The sequence below is a fragment of the Vogesella margarita genome, assembly GCF_028548475.1.
GTDB lineage: Bacteria > Pseudomonadota > Gammaproteobacteria > Burkholderiales > Chromobacteriaceae > Vogesella > Vogesella margarita.
The window spans coordinates 219,472-235,035 of the sequence record NZ_JAQQLE010000001.1 but is presented as its reverse complement, the minus strand read 5'-3'; the positions used below and the strand labels follow the sequence as shown (position 1 = coordinate 235,035).

Here is a 15,564-nt window from a genome sequence, read left to right as displayed (position 1 = left end):
CAATTCAAACATTCGTTTCAGAAAACAGCGGCGCGATAGCAGCTATCGCGTGTCGGAATAGCCGGCGCCCTGCCGTAGCCGCGGCGCAACACAATTCACATTCGAACAAGCGTTCACCGGAAAAACGACACCAAAGTTCGAATGTGCGTCGAACAGCGGGGCGCGGAGGGAGTATAATTCGCTTCTGAAAAGTCGCCCGAGAGCCACCTGGCATCCCCGTTCCGGTCGCCGCAGGCACCTGACGAAGCAAGAGCCGGCCTTTCACTGCCTTTCCCCGCGTCGACACGGGTTGTCGTCCAGCACCGCAAGCCCCCGTGCCATCGCCCCGTGCCATCGTTTAGTCGTCACCAAAATAATCATGGAGATAGAGTAATGCCTTCGGAACAACCGACCATCATCTACACCCTCACCGACGAAGCGCCCGCGCTGGCAACCAACGCCTTCCTGCCCATCATCCAGACCTTTACCGGCGCCGCCGGCATCACCATCGACACCGCCGACATCTCGGTTGCGGCGCGCGTGCTGGCTGAATTCCCCGATTACCTGACCGACGCCCAGAAGGTGCCGGACACCCTGGCTGCACTTGGCCGCCTGACGCAGGACCCGAACGCCAACATCATCAAGCTGCCGAACATCAGCGCCTCCGTCGGCCAGCTGCAGGCCTGCATCAAGGAACTGCAAAGCAAGGGCTACGCGGTACCAGACTACCCGGAAAACCCGACCACCGACGAAGAAAAGACCATCAAGGCGCGTTACAGCAAGTGCCTGGGCTCCGCCGTCAACCCGGTGCTGCGTGAAGGCAACTCCGACCGCCGCGCACCGAAAGCGGTGAAAGAATACGCGCGCAAGCACCCGCACAGCATGGCCGAGTGGAGCCAGGCCTCGCGCACCCACGTCTCGCACATGCACCACGGCGACTTCTACCACGGCGAAAAATCCATGACCCTGGACCGCGCCCGTGACGTGAAGATGGAGCTGGTGACCAAGAGCGGCCAGACCATCGTGCTGAAACCGAAGGTATCGCTGCGGGAAGGCGAGATCATCGACAGCATGTTCATGAGCAAGAAGGCGCTGTGCGAGTTCTACGAGAAAGAAATAGAAGACGCGCACAAGACCGGCGTGATGTTCTCGCTGCACGTGAAGGCCACCATGATGAAGGTGTCGCACCCTATCGTGTTCGGTCACTGCGTGAAGATCTTCTACAAGGACGCGTTCGCCAAGCACGGCGCACTGTTCGACGAGCTGGGCGTGAACGTGAACAACGGCATGGCCAACCTGTACGACAAGATCGCCACCCTGCCGCAATCCAAGCAGGACGAGATCAAACGCGACCTGCACGCCTGCCACGAGCACCGTCCGGAACTGGCAATGGTGGACTCCGCCAAGGGCATCACCAACTTCCACTCGCCGAACGACATCATCGTTGATGCCTCGATGCCGGCGATGATCCGCAACGGCGGCAAGATGTGGGGTGCCGACGGCCGCCTGAAGGACGTGAAGGCCGTAATGCCGGAATCGACCTTCGCCCGCATCTACCAGGAGATGATCAACTTCTGCAAATGGCATGGCAACTTCGATCCGAAGACCATGGGCACGGTGCCGAACGTTGGCCTGATGGCGCAGAAAGCCGAAGAGTACGGCTCGCACGACAAGACCTTCGAAATCTCCGAAGACGGCGTAGCCAATATCGTTGACCTGGCCACCGGCGAAGTGCTGCTGAGCCAGGACGTGGAGCAGGGCGACATCTGGCGCATGTGCCAGGTGAAGGACGCCCCGATCCGCGACTGGGTGAAGCTGGCCGTGACCCGCGCCCGCAACTCCGGCATGCCGGCGATTTTCTGGCTGGACCCGTACCGTCCGCACGAGAACGAGCTGATCAAGAAGGTGAAGCTGTACCTGAAGGATCACGACACCACCGGCCTGCACATCGAGTGCATGTCGCAGGTGCGCGCGATGCGCTACACGCTGGAACGCGTGATCCGCGGCCTGGACACCATCTCGGTGACCGGCAACATCCTGCGCGACTACCTGACCGACCTGTTCCCGATCATGGAGCTGGGCACCTCCGCCAAGATGCTGTCCATCGTGCCGCTGATGGCCGGCGGCGGCATGTACGAAACCGGCGCCGGCGGCTCGGCACCGAAGCACGTACAGCAGCTGGTGGAAGAGAACCACCTGCGCTGGGATTCGCTGGGCGAGTTCCTGGCGCTGGCGGTATCGCTGGAAGACCTGGGCCTGAAGACCGGCAACGACAAGGCCAAGATCCTGGCCAAGACGCTGGACGCCGCCACCGGCAAGCTGCTGGACAACAGCAAGGGTCCGTCGCCGAAGACCGGCGAGCTGGACAACCGCGGCAGCCAGTTCTATCTGGCCATGTACTGGGCGCAGGAACTGGCCGCGCAGACCGAGGACGCCGCCCTGGCGGCCCAGTTCGCGCCGCTGGCCAAGACGCTGAGCGAGAACGAACAGCAGATCGTGGACGAGCTGAAGGCCGTGCAGGGCAAGCCGGTGGACATCGGCGGCTACTACCTGGCCGATCGCGCCAAGTGCCAGGCGGTAATGCGCCCGAGCGCCACCTTCAACGCCGCGCTGGCAACCGCGCGCGGCTAAGCCGCAACGGATAGCAGGGTACGCCCTGCCAGCACCCGACAACGCCAGGGCCCAGCTCTGGCGTTTTTTCTTGCTCCCTCCCCGGCCTTGTCCGCGATCATGTTCTAGCAAGCACCTGCTCGACTACAATGAAGCGGCGTGGCACCACGTCAAAACAGCGATACCGCTGCGGCCAACCTTGGGCTAACAATAACAAGCAGCAGCCCGCTGTCGCACAGGCGGCGACGGCCCCAGGCCCGCACCACGGATAGCCACGACACAGGTCAACCCAGAAGGAGAGATTGATGAGCGCATCCCATATCACGGTACCCGCAGGTGGACAGAAAATCATTCCGGGCCAAGCCATCCCGGACAACCCGATCATCCCCTTCATCGAAGGCGACGGCATCGGCATCGACATCACCCCGGTGATGATCAAGGTCATCGACGCCGCGGTGGAAAAAGCCTACGGCGGCCGCAAGAAAATCCACTGGATGGAAGTGTACGCCGGCGAGAAATCCACCCGCCTGTACGGCCCGGACGAGTGGCTGCCGAAGGAAACCTTCGACGCGCTGAAGGAGTACTCCGTCTCCATCAAGGGCCCGATGACCACGCCGGTCGGCGGCGGCATCCGCTCGCTGAACGTGGCGCTGCGCCAGGAGCTGGACCTGTACCAGTGCGTGCGCCCGGTGCAGTACTTCAACGGCGTCCCCTCACCACTGAAGCACCCGGAGCTGGTCAACATGGTGATCTTCCGCGAGAACACCGAGGACATCTACGCCGGTATCGAGTGGGCGGCCGAGTCCGAGGGTGCACGCAAGGTGATCGAGTTCCTGCAGCAGGAGATGGGCGTCAAGAAGATCCGCTTCCCGGACAGCTCCGGCATCGGCATCAAGCCGATCTCCGTCGAAGGCACCACCCGCCTGGTGCGCGCCGCGCTGAAGTACGTGATCGCCAACGACCGCCAGTCGCTGACCATCGTGCACAAGGGCAACATCATGAAGTTCACCGAGGGCCTGTTCCGCGACGTCGCCTACAAGGTGGCGCAGGAAGAGTTCGGCGCCCAGGCGATCGACGGCGGCCCGTGGTGCCAGTTCAAGAACCCGCACACCGGCCGCGACATCATCGTCAAGGACGCGATTGCCGACGCCTTCCTGCAGCAGATCCTGCTGCGGCCGGCGGAATACGACACCATCGTCACCACCAACCTCAACGGCGACTACATCTCCGACGCGCTGGCAGCGCAGGTCGGCGGCATCGGCATCGCGCCGGGCGCCAACATCTCCGACCACTACGCCTGCTTCGAGGCCACCCACGGCACCGCGCCGAAGTACGCCGGCCTCGACAAGGTGAACCCGGGCTCGCTGATCCTGTCCGCCGAGATGATGCTGCGTCACCTGGGCTGGAAGGAAGCCGCCGACCTGGTGATCCGCTCGATGGAGGCCGCCATCGCCGACAAGCAGGTGACCTACGACTTCGCGCGGCTGATGGACGGCGCCACCGAGGTGTCGTGCTCGGCCTTCGGCGACGCGATGATCGCGCGCATGTAAATCCCGCCGCCCGTCCGGTCAGGCCCGCTTCGGCGGGCCTGTTGCATTACTGCTAACGGTTACGTTGCGGCCAACGTTGGCCGCAACGCTAGCACCACTCGCCGGCCAGTGCGCGCACCGTATCCAGCACCTGCTGCAACGGCGCGTCTGCGCGCTTGCCGGTGCGCCATGCCATCATCACCTCCCACTCCCACAGCGGCAGGTCGCTCAGCGCCAGCTTCACCAGCCGCCCGTCGCGCAGGTCGCGCCGCACCGCCACCTCCGGCATGAAAGTCAGGAAACCGTGCTCCAGCGCCAGCTCGCGCGCCGCCACCGCCGGCTGCACCGCGTGGATCGGCCCGGCCACCCGCCGCGCGGCGCGGATCAGCGCCAGCAACTCGTCGCAGCCCTCGCCCCAGTACTGCGGCGCCAGCCGCTCGTTGGCGATGTCGGCCAGCTGCAGGCTGCCGGCACCGGCCAGCGGATGACGGTGGTGCACCACCGCCACCATCGGCGAGCGCCAGATGCGCTCCATCTGGATGCCGGCCATCGGCGGACAGCGCAGCACGAAGCCGACCTGCGCCTGCCCGGTCAGCAAGCGTTCCATGATCGCCGGCGAATGGTCGGTACTGCAGCGGATTTCCAGCGCGGCATCGGCCAGCGCCAGCAGCAGCGGACCGAAGATCACCGAGGACAGCGACGGCAGGCTGGCCAGCGTCAGCCGTGGCAGCGCCGGCTCGCGCTGCAGCGCCTCGCGCCCGCGTTGCAGCGCATCCAGTGCCTGCTGCGCCGCCGGCAGAAAGGCCTCGCACGCCGGTGTCGGCAAGGCGCCGCGCCGGTGACGGCGAAACAGCTGCGCGCCGACCTCGGCCTCCAGCAGCGCCACCCGCTGGCTCACCTGTGGCTGCGACCAGCCGCGCCGCGCCGCCGCCTGGCTGAAGCTGCCGCAGGCCACGATATCGAGCAGCAGGGCAAGGTCGTCCATCGCGATAGACATAAGCGAATCCGATAGCAAATATTGCAAGTTAATGGCTTCAATAATAACTGAGGCACGCGGAAAATGCTTTTATCAACCAAAAAGAAAGCTAATCATGTCCAGCCCGGAGCAAGCCCGCCGTTACGGCCGATGGTTCATCATGTGCGACAACCTGCTGGTGGTGATGGGCTTCTTCATCGTTTTTCCGCTGATCAGCCTGCACTTTGTCGACCGCCTCGGCTGGGCCGCCACGCTGGTCGGCGTCGCACTGGCCATCCGCCAGCTGCTGCAGCAGGGCCTGGGCCTGCTCGGCGGCACGCTGGCTGACCGCTACGGTGCCAAGCCGCTGATCGTCAGCGGCATGCTGCTGCGGGCCGCCGGCTTCGCGATGATGGCCAACGCCAGCTCGCCGTGGTGGCTGATCGCCTCCTGCGTGTTCTCCGGGCTGGGCGGCACACTGTTCGACCCGCCGCGCTCGGCGCTGATCGTGAAGCTGACCCGCCCGCACGAGCGCAACCGCTTCTACACCCTGCTGATGATGCAGGACAGCGCCGGCGCGGTGATCGGCGCCCTGCTCGGCTCCTGGCTGCTGCACTACGACTTCTGGTGGGTCGGCATGAGCGGCTGTGCCCTCTTCCTGCTGGCGGCGCTGGTCAACGCGCTACTGCTGCCGCCCTACCGCGTGGCCAGCAAGCGCGCGCCACCGTTGGCCGCGGCGCGCACCGTGCTGCGCGATCGCGCCTATATGCGCTTCGTGCTGATCCTCAGCGGTTACTACGCGCTGGGTGTGCAGATCATGCTGCTGGTGCCGGTGACGCTGAAACAGCTGGCCGGCACTCCCGCCGCCGTCGGCTGGATGTACACACTGGAGACGCTGCTGTCGCTGAGCCTGCTGTACCCGCTGGCGCGCCTCGGCGAGCGCTATCTGTCGCTGGAGGCACGCATTCTGGCCGGCATCCTGCTGATGAGCAGCAGCCTGCTCCTGATGAGCCAGATCCAGTCCTGGCAGCCCGCCTTCGTCGTCCTGGGGCTGTTCTATCTCGGCACCATCATCACCGAGCCGCCGCGCGAGGCGCGCATCGCCGGCTTCGCCAGGGCCGAGGCCCGCGCCAGCTACATGGGCATGAGCCGCATGGGGCTGGCGCTGGGCGGCGCCAGCGGTTATGTCGGCGGCGGCTGGCTGCTGGACGTCGCGCGCCAGTTGCAGCACCCCGGCCTGCCGTGGCTGGTGCTCGGCCTCGTCGGCTACCTGACCTGCCTGCTGCTGCACCGCCAGTTCCGCGCCGACCGCGGCGCCGAGCGGCAGCGGCGCTGGTGGCTGGCCGCCCAGCCCTCGCACTGAACCGCCCTGCAAAAGCAAAAACCCCCGCCAGCACAGCTGGCGGGGGTTTTGCGTCAGACGCGGCTAAATCAGGCAGCCTGGATGTTCGATGCCTGGTTGCCTTTAGGACCTTGTACGATGTCGAAAGACACGCGCTGACCTTCGGTCAGGGTCTTGAAGCCTTGCATATTGATCGCGGAGAAGTGCGCGAACAGGTCGTCACCACCACCATCAGGAGTGATGAAACCGAAACCTTTAGCGTCGTTAAACCATTTAACAATACCAGTTGCCATCTGTAACTATCCTTACATGCATAATGAAAACAGGCTGCAGCAGCCTGACAATTCGAGCCTACAAGCATGCAAAGGACAGCCTTATGCAAACTGGTAAGCCAACTTACAGTTCGTTTTTACGCCAGCCGTACCAAGACGTCAAGCGACAAGCGCAATCCCATGCGTTACTCTTGAAAAAAAAGCACCGCGAACCAAACTTCAAGCAAGCACGAAATTAGTAGAAAGCCCACATGTCTACGCAGTACCAGGATGACACGACGCTCCAGGCGTCCCGCAGCAAGACGGCCCCACCGCCCCTGTACAAGGTCTTGCTGCTGAACGATGATTTTACCCCGATGGATTTTGTGGTCGCCGTGTTGCAGCAGTTTTTTTACATGGACGAGACCAAGGCAACACGCGTCATGTTGCAGGTACATACAGAAGGCAAAGGCGTTTGCGGTGTTTATACTAAAGATGTCGCCGCGACCAAAGTTGAACAAGTTTCGCAGCACGCACGGGCGCACCAGCAACCGCTGCAGTGTGTCATGGAGGAAAACTGATGATTGCCCAAGAACTGGAAGTAAGCCTGCACATGGCATTCATGGAGGCAAGGCGCAAGCGGCATGAACTCATCAGCGTTGAGCATCTGCTGCTGGCAATGACAGACAATCCGTCTGCTGCCGAAGTGCTGCGCGCATGCGGCGCCAATATCGAACAGCTAAAGAAACAGCTGGGCGATTTCATCGACGAACACACCCCTATCGTTCCGGGTGACAACGAAGTGGAAACCCAGCCCACGCTCGGCTTCCAGCGCGTGATCCAGCGTGCCATCCTGCACGTGCAGTCCTCCGGCAAGAAAGAGGTCACCGGCGCCAACATCCTGGTGGCGATCTTCGGCGAAAAGGACTCCCACGCCGTGTACTACCTGCATCAGCAGGGAACCTCGCGCCTGGATGTGGTCAACTTCATCTCGCACGGCATCACCAAGCAGAGTCCGAAAGCCAGCGGCCCGGGCAGCAGCGAGCATAGCGAGAACAACGATGCCGACCAGGAAGAAGCCGCGGCCAACCCTGGCCGGGCGCTGGAGAGCTATACCCAGAACCTGAACCAGCTGGCCCGGGACGGCAAGATCGACCCGCTGATCGGCCGTGCCAGCGAAGTCGAGCGCGTGATCCAGATCCTGTGCCGCCGCCGCAAGAATAACCCGCTGCTGGTCGGTGAGGCCGGCGTCGGCAAGACCGCCATCGCCGAAGGTCTGGCACGGCGTATCGTAGGCGGCGACGTACCGGATGTCCTGGCCAGCGCGACCGTGTACTCGCTGGACATGGGCGCCCTGCTCGCCGGCACCAAGTACCGCGGCGACTTCGAACAGCGCCTGAAACAGGTGATCAAGCAACTGTCGGAAGACAAGGGCGCGATCCTGTTCATCGACGAGATCCACACCCTGATCGGTGCCGGCTCCGCCTCCGGCGGCACGCTGGACGCGTCCAACCTGCTGAAGCCGGCGCTGTCCAACGGCAGCCTGCGCTGCATCGGCGCTACCACCTATACCGAGTTCCGCGGCATCTTCGAGAAGGACAGCGCGCTGTCGCGCCGTTTCCAGAAGATCGACGTGGTGGAACCGACGGTGGAACAGACCGTGGAAATCCTCAAGGGTCTGAAGAGCCGCTTCGAGGAGCACCACGGCGTGAAGTACACCGTGTCGGCGCTGACCACCGCCGCCGAGCTGTCCGCCCGCTACATCAACGACCGCCACCTGCCTGACAAGGCGATCGACGTGATCGACGAGGCCGGCGCGGCGCAGAAGATCCTGCCGAAGTCGCGCCAGAAAAAGGTGATCAACAAGTCCGAGATCGAGGAAATCATCGCCAAGATCGCGCGCATTCCGCCGAAGACCATCTCCAGCGACGATCGCAACGTGCTGAAGAACCTCGACCGCGATCTGAAGAACGTGGTGTTCGGCCAGGACAAGGCCATCGAGGCGCTGACCAGCGCCATCAAGATGGCACGCTCCGGCCTCGGCAACCCGCAAAAACCGATCGGCTCCTTCCTGTTCTCCGGCCCGACCGGGGTCGGCAAGACAGAGGTGGCGAAACAGCTGGCCTACTTCCTCGGCGTCGAGCTGATCCGCTTCGATATGTCGGAATACATGGAGCGCCATGCGGTATCGCGCCTGATCGGTGCGCCTCCGGGCTATGTCGGCTTCGAACAGGGCGGCCTGCTGACCGAAGCCATCAACAAGCAGCCGTACGCGGTGCTGCTGCTGGACGAAATCGAGAAGGCGCATCCGGACATCTTCAACGTGCTGCTGCAGGTGATGGACCACGGCAAGCTGACCGACAACAACGGGCGCAAGGCCGACTTCCGCAACGTGGTGATCATCATGACCACCAACGCCGGTGCCGAAGCGCTGGCCAAGCCGAGCATGGGCTTCACCAACACCAAGCAGGCCGGCGATGAGATGGCAGACATCAAGCGCCTGTTCAGCCCGGAATTCCGCAACCGGCTGGATGCCACCATCCCGTTCCGCATGCTGGACGAGCAGATCATCCTGCAGGTGGTGGACAAGTTCCTGATGCAACTGGAACAGCAGCTGCAAGAGAAGAAAGTGGAAGTCCACTTCTCCGACGAGTTGCGCGCCTACCTTGCGAAGAAGGGTTTCGACCCGCTGATGGGTGCCCGTCCGATGGCACGCCTGATCCAGGACCTGATCCGCAAGGCGCTGGCCGACGAGCTGCTGTTCGGTCGCCTGGCCAATGGCGGCGAGGTGACGGTGGACATCGACGACGCGGAGAAGATCCAGCTGAGTTTCGAGGAAACCGTCGACGTTGCCTGAGGCTGATGTGCAAAGCAAAACCCCGCGTCACGACGCGGGGTTTTTTCTTGCCTGCGGCCAACCTTAGCCGCTCACAAAACCTCGTAGAGCACCTGAGCCAAGACGCGCCGACGCAGACAGTACAAGTCGTACGACAAGGAGGCGCAACGCAGGATCAGTGGTTTTGTTTGTGGCGCTTAGCCGCGCGGGTGATGCGCCAGGTGCAGCGCCTTCAGACGCTCGCGTGCGACATGGGTGTAGATCTGGGTGGTGGACAGGCTGGCGTGTCCCAGCAACAGCTGCACCACGCGCAGGTCGGCACCGTGATTGACCAGGTGGGTGGCGAAGGCATGGCGCAGGGTGTGCGGGCTCAAGGGTGGCAACTGCGCCTGCCGTGCATAGCGCGTGATCAGCACCCAGGCCATCTGCCGGGTCAGCGCCTGCTTGCGACGGCTGACAAACACCGCGTCACAGCGATGCGCACCCAGAATCAGCGTACGCGCCTCCGCCAGATAGCGCCGCAACCAGTCCTCGGCCACCTCACCCAGCGGCACCAGCCGCTCCTTGTTGCCCTTGCCGACCACGCGCAGATAACCGTCATTGAGATACAGCTGCCCCAGCTGCAGGCCGACCAGTTCGCTGATGCGCAAGCCGGTGGCGTACAGCACCTCCATCAGCGCCCGGTCGCGCAGCCCAAGCGGGGTCTCGCAATCCGGCGCCAGCAACAGCGCTTCCACATGCTGCTCCGACAGCGAGGTCGGCAGCCGCAGCCCCAGCCGCGGTGCCTGTAGCCTTGCCGCCGGATCGTCATCGCGCAGCTGCTGCTGACACAGGTACTGGTAATAGCGCCGCACCGCCGACAAGCGCCGCGCCCGCGTAGCCGGCTTGTCGACCTCGATCAGCGCCAGCATCACCTGCTCCAGCGCCGGAGTATCCGCGTCTTCCAGCGTCGTGCCTTGCGCCAGCAGCAACTCGTGCACGCGCCCCAGGTCGCGGCGGTAGGCGGACAACGTGTTCAGCGACAGGTTATCCAGCAGCCAGAGGTGATCGAGAAAGCCATCCAGCGCCGGTACGGATGAAGCGGACTGTGTTTGCTGTGCCATGGTTTTTATTGTGTACAGACATGAAAAAAGCGCCAGCAACAGGCTGGCGCTTTCTTGAGGCAAAGCCTTCGCAAGTAGATTACTTGCGGTTTGGCAGCTTTTCCTTGATACGTGCGGACTTGCCGGTACGACCACGCAGGTAGTACAGCTTGGCACGACGTACGTCACCGCGACGCTTCACTTCGATGGAGGCCATCAGCGGGGAGTACAGCTGGAAGGTACGCTCAACGCCTTCGCCGGCGGACAGCTTACGCACGATGAAAGAGCTGTTCAGACCACGGTTGCTGCGAGCGATCACAACACCTTCGTAAGCCTGCAGACGCTCACGGTTACCTTCCTTAACCTTGACTTGCACGACAACGGTGTCGCCAGGTGCAAATTCAGGGAAAGTCTTGCCCAGACGAGCGATTTCTTCCTGTTCCAGTTGCTGGATCAGATTCATGTTACTACTCCTTGTTTTTCAGGGAATCTTGTTCCTGCTGAAACTCCGTCAGCAGCCGAGATTCCTGTTTTGTCAAAATGCGGTCTTTCAGCAAGTCCGGCCGGCGCAACCAGGTGCGTCCGAGAGACTGCTTCAGCCGCCATTTGGCGATCAGGGCATGGTTACCGGAGAGCAGAACTTCCGGCACCCGGACACCCCGGTATTCTTCCGGACGCGTGTAGTGCGGGCAATCCAGCAGGCCATCCACGAAGGAGTCTTCGTAGGCGGACTGCATGTCATTGAGCACACCCGGCAACAGCCGTACCACTGCGTCCATCACGATCATCGCCGGCAGTTCACCTCCGGACAGCACGTAGTCACCGACCGAAATTTCTTCATCGACCTCCTGGTCGATCAAGCGCTCGTCGATGCCTTCGTAACGCCCGCACAACAGGATCAGACCCGGCATTGCGGCCAGGCTTGCCACCCGTTGGTGCGTCAGCGGCTGCCCCTGCGGCGACAGGTACACGACATGACTGCGTTCGACACCTTGCTGCTGCTGCCTGGCTTTCGCGGCCGCAATGGCCTGCTCCAGCGGATTGGCCATCATGACCATTCCTGGGCCGCCGCCGTAAGGGCGATCGTCGACTGTCTTGTAATTGTCGGTAGTGAAATCACGCGGATTCCACGCCGAGAACTGCCAGATCGATTGTTCCAGCGCCCGACGGGTGACCCCGTGGCGGGTGATGGCGTCAAACATTTCGGGGAAGAGTGATACCGCATCAAGCTGCATCAGTAATCCAGTCCCCATTCGACCTTGATCTGCTTGTTCTGCGTGTCGACATCGCCGACATAGGCAGCCACAAACGGGATCAGGATCTGGCCGTATTCACCGTTGATCACCAGCACGTCATTGGCACCGGTTTCCATCAGATCCACAACCTTGCCCAGACAGACACCTTCCGCGTTGACGACGTCCATACCGATCAGGTCCGACCAGTAGTATTCGCCCTCTTCCGCAGGCGGCAATTCCGCCTTGGGTACTGCAACTTTCAGGCCACGCATCGCCTCAGCCTGTTCACGACCGGTGACTTCTTCCAGCTGTGCCACCAGATTCTTTGGCTGCACCGCCCCGTCCTTGAACGTAAAAGGCTTCCAGTCGTTTTCCTTGCCGATCCACCAGACCGGATAGTCAAACAGGCTGTCAGCGAACTGGGTATCCGCGTGTACCTTGATCCAGCCACGAACACCAAACGCGCCGCGGACAAAACCCATTATTGCCAGATCATCATCACGCATGCGCTCAGGCTCCGTTTATTGGCAGATCAACGGAGATCAAGCGGCTTTTGGCTGCTCTTTCAGCAGTTTCGCAACGGAGTCGGAAACTTGTGCGCCAGAACCGATCCAGTAGTTCAGACGGTCCATGGACAGGCGTACACGCTCTTCCTTCTCGTTGGCGACCGGGTTGTAGAAACCAACGCGCTCGATGAAGCGGCCATCGCGACGGCTGCGGGAATCAGTTACTACCACGCTGTAGAACGGGCGGTTCTTGGAGCCACCACGTGCAAGACGAATCACTACCATTGTCGATTGTCCTTAAAATTACGGAATCGTAGAAAAGCTTCCGATTTTATGGCACTTTTCCCTTATACCGCAAGCGCTTATTGCAGGGACTTCACCGCCGCCTCGCCTTGCAGGTCTTTGGTCACGATGGTCAGCGCCCGGTCTTCCGGATGCGTGGTCACCACGAAGCCCAGTCGTGCCATCAGTTTCAGCATGCCCTTGTTGCCGGCCAGCACCTCGCCAACCATGGTTTTCAGCCCCTGTTCGCGCGCCGCGTCGAACAGCGCCTGCATCAGGGTCACGCCGATGCCCTTGCCTTGCCACGAGTCGGCCACCTCCAGCGCGAACTCGCAGCTCTCGTTGTCAGGATCGGTAATGTAGCGCGCCACCGCCAGCTGCTCTTCGCCGTCATCGGTCTGGCGTACCATCGCCAGTGCCATCTCGCGGTCGTAATCGAGCTGCGTGAAACGCACCAGCATGCTCTGCGACAGCTGCTTGATGCTGGACATGTAGCGGTTGTAGCGGCTTTCCTCGGACAGGTTGCGCACGAACTCCTGCTGCATCTGTGCGTCTTCCGGACGCACCGGCCGGATCATTACCGTGGTGCCGTCCTTCAGCATCGCGCAGTGCACGATGTGCACCGGGTACGGCATGATCGCCATGTGGCCGTAGGGTTTGCCCTGCGCTTGCGGCTGCACGATGATGCGCGCGTCCAGCGCCACCACGCCGGACTCGTCCGCCATCAGCGGATTGATGTCCATCTCGCGCACTTCCGGCAGCTCGCACACCAGCTCCGACACGTGCAGCACGATATTCTTCAGCGCCTCGATGTCGATGCCGGGCATGTTCTTGAACGGGCCGAGTATTTTGCCGATGCGGGTTTTGTCGATCATGCGCTCCACCAGGTAGTGGTTGACCGGCGGCAGGCTCAAGGCGCGGTCCTGCATCACTTCGACCGCGATCCCGCCGGCACCGAAGGTGATCACCGGCCCGAACGAGGCATCGTGGGTCACGCCGACCATCAGCTCGCGGGCAAAGCGGCGCTTGCGCATCGGCTGCACCGAGATGCCGACGATCTTCGCCTCCGGCCGCGCCTGCAGCGTGCGGCCGATGATGCCGCGGTAGGCGTCGCGCAGCGTGGCTTCGTTGCTGATATTGAGCTCGACGCCGCCGACATCCGACTTGTAGATGATGTCCGGCGAGTCGATCTTCAGCACCACCGGATAACCGATCTCGGCGGCGTAGCGCACCGCCTCGTCCTCGCTTGCGGCCAACCTTGTCGGGTTCACCGGGATGTTGAAGGCGGCCAGCACCGCCTTCGATTCGCGCTCCGACAGGATGCTGCGCCCTTCCGCCTGTGCCGTGGCAATCACCGCGCGGGCACTGAGCACGTCCGGCACCAGCCGCTCGCCTTCCAGCGGCCCCGGTGTCTGCAGCAGCAGCTGCTGGTTCTGGTGGTAGGACGCCAGGTTGCGGAACACTTCGATGGCGAATTCCGGCGCGCGGAAATGCGCACACTTCGAGCGGGAAAACAGTTCGCGGCTTTCCGACACCTTGGCATCGCCCAGCCAGGACAGGAACAGCGGCTTGTTGCTCTCGCGCTGCAAGCCGACCATCAGCTGCGCGGTGGTCAGGTGGTCGGTGCCGGCCTGCGGCGTGAAGATCACCAGTACGCCGTCGACATTGGGATCGTCGAGGCAGACCTTGACCGCTGTACGGAAGCGTACCGGGCTGGCGTCGCCGATGATGTCGACCGGGTTGCTACCGGACCAATTGCGCGGCAGGGACTCGTTGAGCAGATCGAGACTAGTAGCAGACAGTTTGGCCAGCTCCACGCCGTACATATAGGCACTGTCGGCCGCCAGCACGCCGGGGCCGATGCCGTTGGTGACGATTGCCAGGCGCTTGCCGGTGACGCGATAGTTGGCCGCAAGCACCTTGGCGGCGGTGAACAGCTGCGCGATGGTGGCCACCCGCAGCACACCGGCCCGCGACAGCGCGGCATCGAACACATCCCCACTTTCGACCATGTTCGAGGAGTGGGTGACGCCGATCACGTCGTCCTCGTAGCGCCCGGACTTCACCACCACTACCGGCTTGGTCCGCGCCGCCGCCCGCAGCGCGCTCATGAAGCGGCGCGAATCGTGCACGTGGTGTACATGCAACAGAATGCCCTGGGTGAAGTTGTCGGCGATCAGGTAATCGAGGATTTCGCCGAACTCGACGTCCAGCGCCTCGCCGACCGACACCACGCTGGAAAAGCCGATGCCCTTGCTGTCGGCCCAGTCCAGCATCGCGGTACACAGCGCCGAGGACTGCGACACCAGCGCCAGATTGCCCGCCTTCACCCGGCTGTTGTAGTTGCTGGCATTGAAGCCGGCCACCGGCCGCATCAGGCCCAGCACATTGGGGCCGAGGATGCGGATGCCGTAGTGGCGCGCCAGCGAACGCGCTTCGTCCATCGCCGCGCGCTCCACGTCCTCCGAATCGGAAAAGTCCTTGGCCAGCAGGATCGCCTTGACCCCCTTTTTGCCGCAGTCCTTGACGATGGCCGGCAGACCGCGCAACGCCGTGGTCACCACCGCCAGGTCGATCGGTCCTTCGATCAGCCGTACCGACGGTGTGGCGGCAATGCCGCCGACGATGCGGTGATTGAGGTTGACCGGATACAGCTTGCCCTGGAAGTTGCCGGCCAGCAGGTTGGCAAACACCGCCTGCCCCACCGAGCCGGGCGTATCACTGGCGCCGATCACGGCGACATTGCGGGGAGAGAACAACGGGGTCAGATAGTGCGGTTTCATAGTTTTGCCATCCTGATGGACAGAGGTTTCCGGCCTGAGTGGCGCGAGCAATGGCCGGTTGTCATTGCAGATATGTAAAGATACAGCGACCACTTGCCTACGGCATACAACGCATCTCGACAGTAGCGCCGCGCGAACAATATTGCTAATCTTCCCTGTTTGGCGCTGCATTTT

General features: G+C 62.6%; 13 protein-coding genes. 5 read left to right on the top strand and 8 right to left on the bottom strand.

Going from position 1 to position 15,564, the window contains the following annotated elements:
• Positions 1 to 372: 372 nt before the first annotated feature.
• Both PQU96_RS01135 and icd read left to right on the top strand, forming a co-directional pair.
• Positions 373 to 2,610, top strand: coding sequence for an NADP-dependent isocitrate dehydrogenase (locus PQU96_RS01135; RefSeq protein ID WP_272770450.1), 2,238 nt, complete (start codon positions 373 to 375; stop codon positions 2,608 to 2,610).
• 284 nt (positions 2,611 to 2,894) lie between these two features.
• Positions 2,895 to 4,139: an NADP-dependent isocitrate dehydrogenase gene (gene icd / locus PQU96_RS01130; RefSeq protein WP_272770449.1), complete on the top strand. Its 1,245-nt coding sequence runs from the start codon at positions 2,895 to 2,897 to the stop codon at positions 4,137 to 4,139.
• Positions 4,140 to 4,227: 88 nt separating this feature from the next.
• Here the strand turns inward: icd and PQU96_RS01125 are convergent, their stop codons facing one another.
• Positions 4,228 to 5,115 (bottom strand): LysR family transcriptional regulator, encoded by an 888-nt coding sequence (locus tag PQU96_RS01125; RefSeq protein ID WP_272768924.1) that lies wholly within the window; start codon positions 5,113 to 5,115, stop codon positions 4,228 to 4,230.
• Positions 5,116 to 5,209: 94 nt separating this feature from the next.
• Between PQU96_RS01125 and mdtH the strand changes: the two genes are divergently transcribed.
• The gene (gene mdtH, locus PQU96_RS01120) at positions 5,210 to 6,436 is read left to right on the top strand and encodes a multidrug efflux MFS transporter MdtH (RefSeq protein ID WP_272770448.1); all 1,227 of its coding nucleotides are present in this window, start codon (positions 5,210 to 5,212) and stop codon (positions 6,434 to 6,436) included.
• Between the two features lie 68 nt (positions 6,437 to 6,504).
• Here mdtH and PQU96_RS01115 read toward each other — a convergent pair whose 3' ends face one another.
• On the bottom strand, positions 6,505 to 6,708 hold the full coding sequence (locus tag PQU96_RS01115; RefSeq protein ID WP_047966725.1) for a cold-shock protein: 204 nt from the start codon (positions 6,706 to 6,708) through the stop codon (positions 6,505 to 6,507).
• Positions 6,709 to 6,938: 230 nt separating this feature from the next.
• Here PQU96_RS01115 and clpS point away from each other — a divergent pair, with 230 nt between their 5' ends.
• Together clpS and clpA are read left to right on the top strand one after the other, a co-directional pair.
• A complete protein-coding gene (clpS, locus tag PQU96_RS01110) occupies positions 6,939 to 7,247 on the top strand; it encodes an ATP-dependent Clp protease adapter ClpS (protein WP_189372974.1) in 309 nt (102 codons plus the stop codon).
• Positions 7,247 to 9,523, top strand: coding sequence for an ATP-dependent Clp protease ATP-binding subunit ClpA (gene clpA / locus PQU96_RS01105; protein WP_272770447.1), 2,277 nt, complete (start codon positions 7,247 to 7,249; stop codon positions 9,521 to 9,523). Before clpS ends, clpA begins: the two co-directional genes overlap by 1 nt.
• Before the next feature lie 176 nt (positions 9,524 to 9,699).
• Here clpA and xerD read toward each other — a convergent pair whose 3' ends face one another.
• The 6 genes from xerD to PQU96_RS01075 all read right to left on the bottom strand — a co-directional run bounded on the left by xerD (position 9,700) and on the right by PQU96_RS01075 (position 15,390).
• Positions 9,700 to 10,605: a site-specific tyrosine recombinase XerD gene (xerD, locus tag PQU96_RS01100; protein WP_272770446.1), complete on the bottom strand. Its 906-nt coding sequence runs from the start codon at positions 10,603 to 10,605 to the stop codon at positions 9,700 to 9,702.
• Between the two features lie 79 nt (positions 10,606 to 10,684).
• Positions 10,685 to 11,047 carry a 50S ribosomal protein L19 gene (rplS, locus tag PQU96_RS01095; protein ID WP_189372977.1) on the bottom strand — a complete coding sequence of 121 codons (363 nt, stop codon included), beginning with the start codon at positions 11,045 to 11,047 and terminating at the stop codon, positions 10,685 to 10,687.
• A gap of 4 nt (positions 11,048 to 11,051) precedes the next feature.
• Complete coding sequence (gene trmD, locus PQU96_RS01090; protein WP_272770445.1) at positions 11,052 to 11,819, bottom strand: tRNA (guanosine(37)-N1)-methyltransferase TrmD; 768 nt, start codon at positions 11,817 to 11,819, stop codon at positions 11,052 to 11,054.
• The gene (gene rimM / locus PQU96_RS01085; RefSeq protein ID WP_272770680.1) at positions 11,819 to 12,301 is read right to left on the bottom strand and encodes a ribosome maturation factor RimM; all 483 of its coding nucleotides are present in this window, start codon (positions 12,299 to 12,301) and stop codon (positions 11,819 to 11,821) included. The genes trmD and rimM overlap by 1 nt, the downstream gene beginning before the upstream one ends.
• 60 nt (positions 12,302 to 12,361) lie before the next feature.
• Positions 12,362 to 12,610 (bottom strand): 30S ribosomal protein S16, encoded by a 249-nt coding sequence (gene rpsP / locus PQU96_RS01080; protein WP_272770444.1) that lies wholly within the window; start codon positions 12,608 to 12,610, stop codon positions 12,362 to 12,364.
• A gap of 77 nt (positions 12,611 to 12,687) precedes the next feature.
• Positions 12,688 to 15,390 carry a bifunctional acetate--CoA ligase family protein/GNAT family N-acetyltransferase gene (locus PQU96_RS01075; protein WP_272770443.1) on the bottom strand — a complete coding sequence of 901 codons (2,703 nt, stop codon included), beginning with the start codon at positions 15,388 to 15,390 and terminating at the stop codon, positions 12,688 to 12,690.
• Positions 15,391 to 15,564 lie beyond the last annotated feature (174 nt).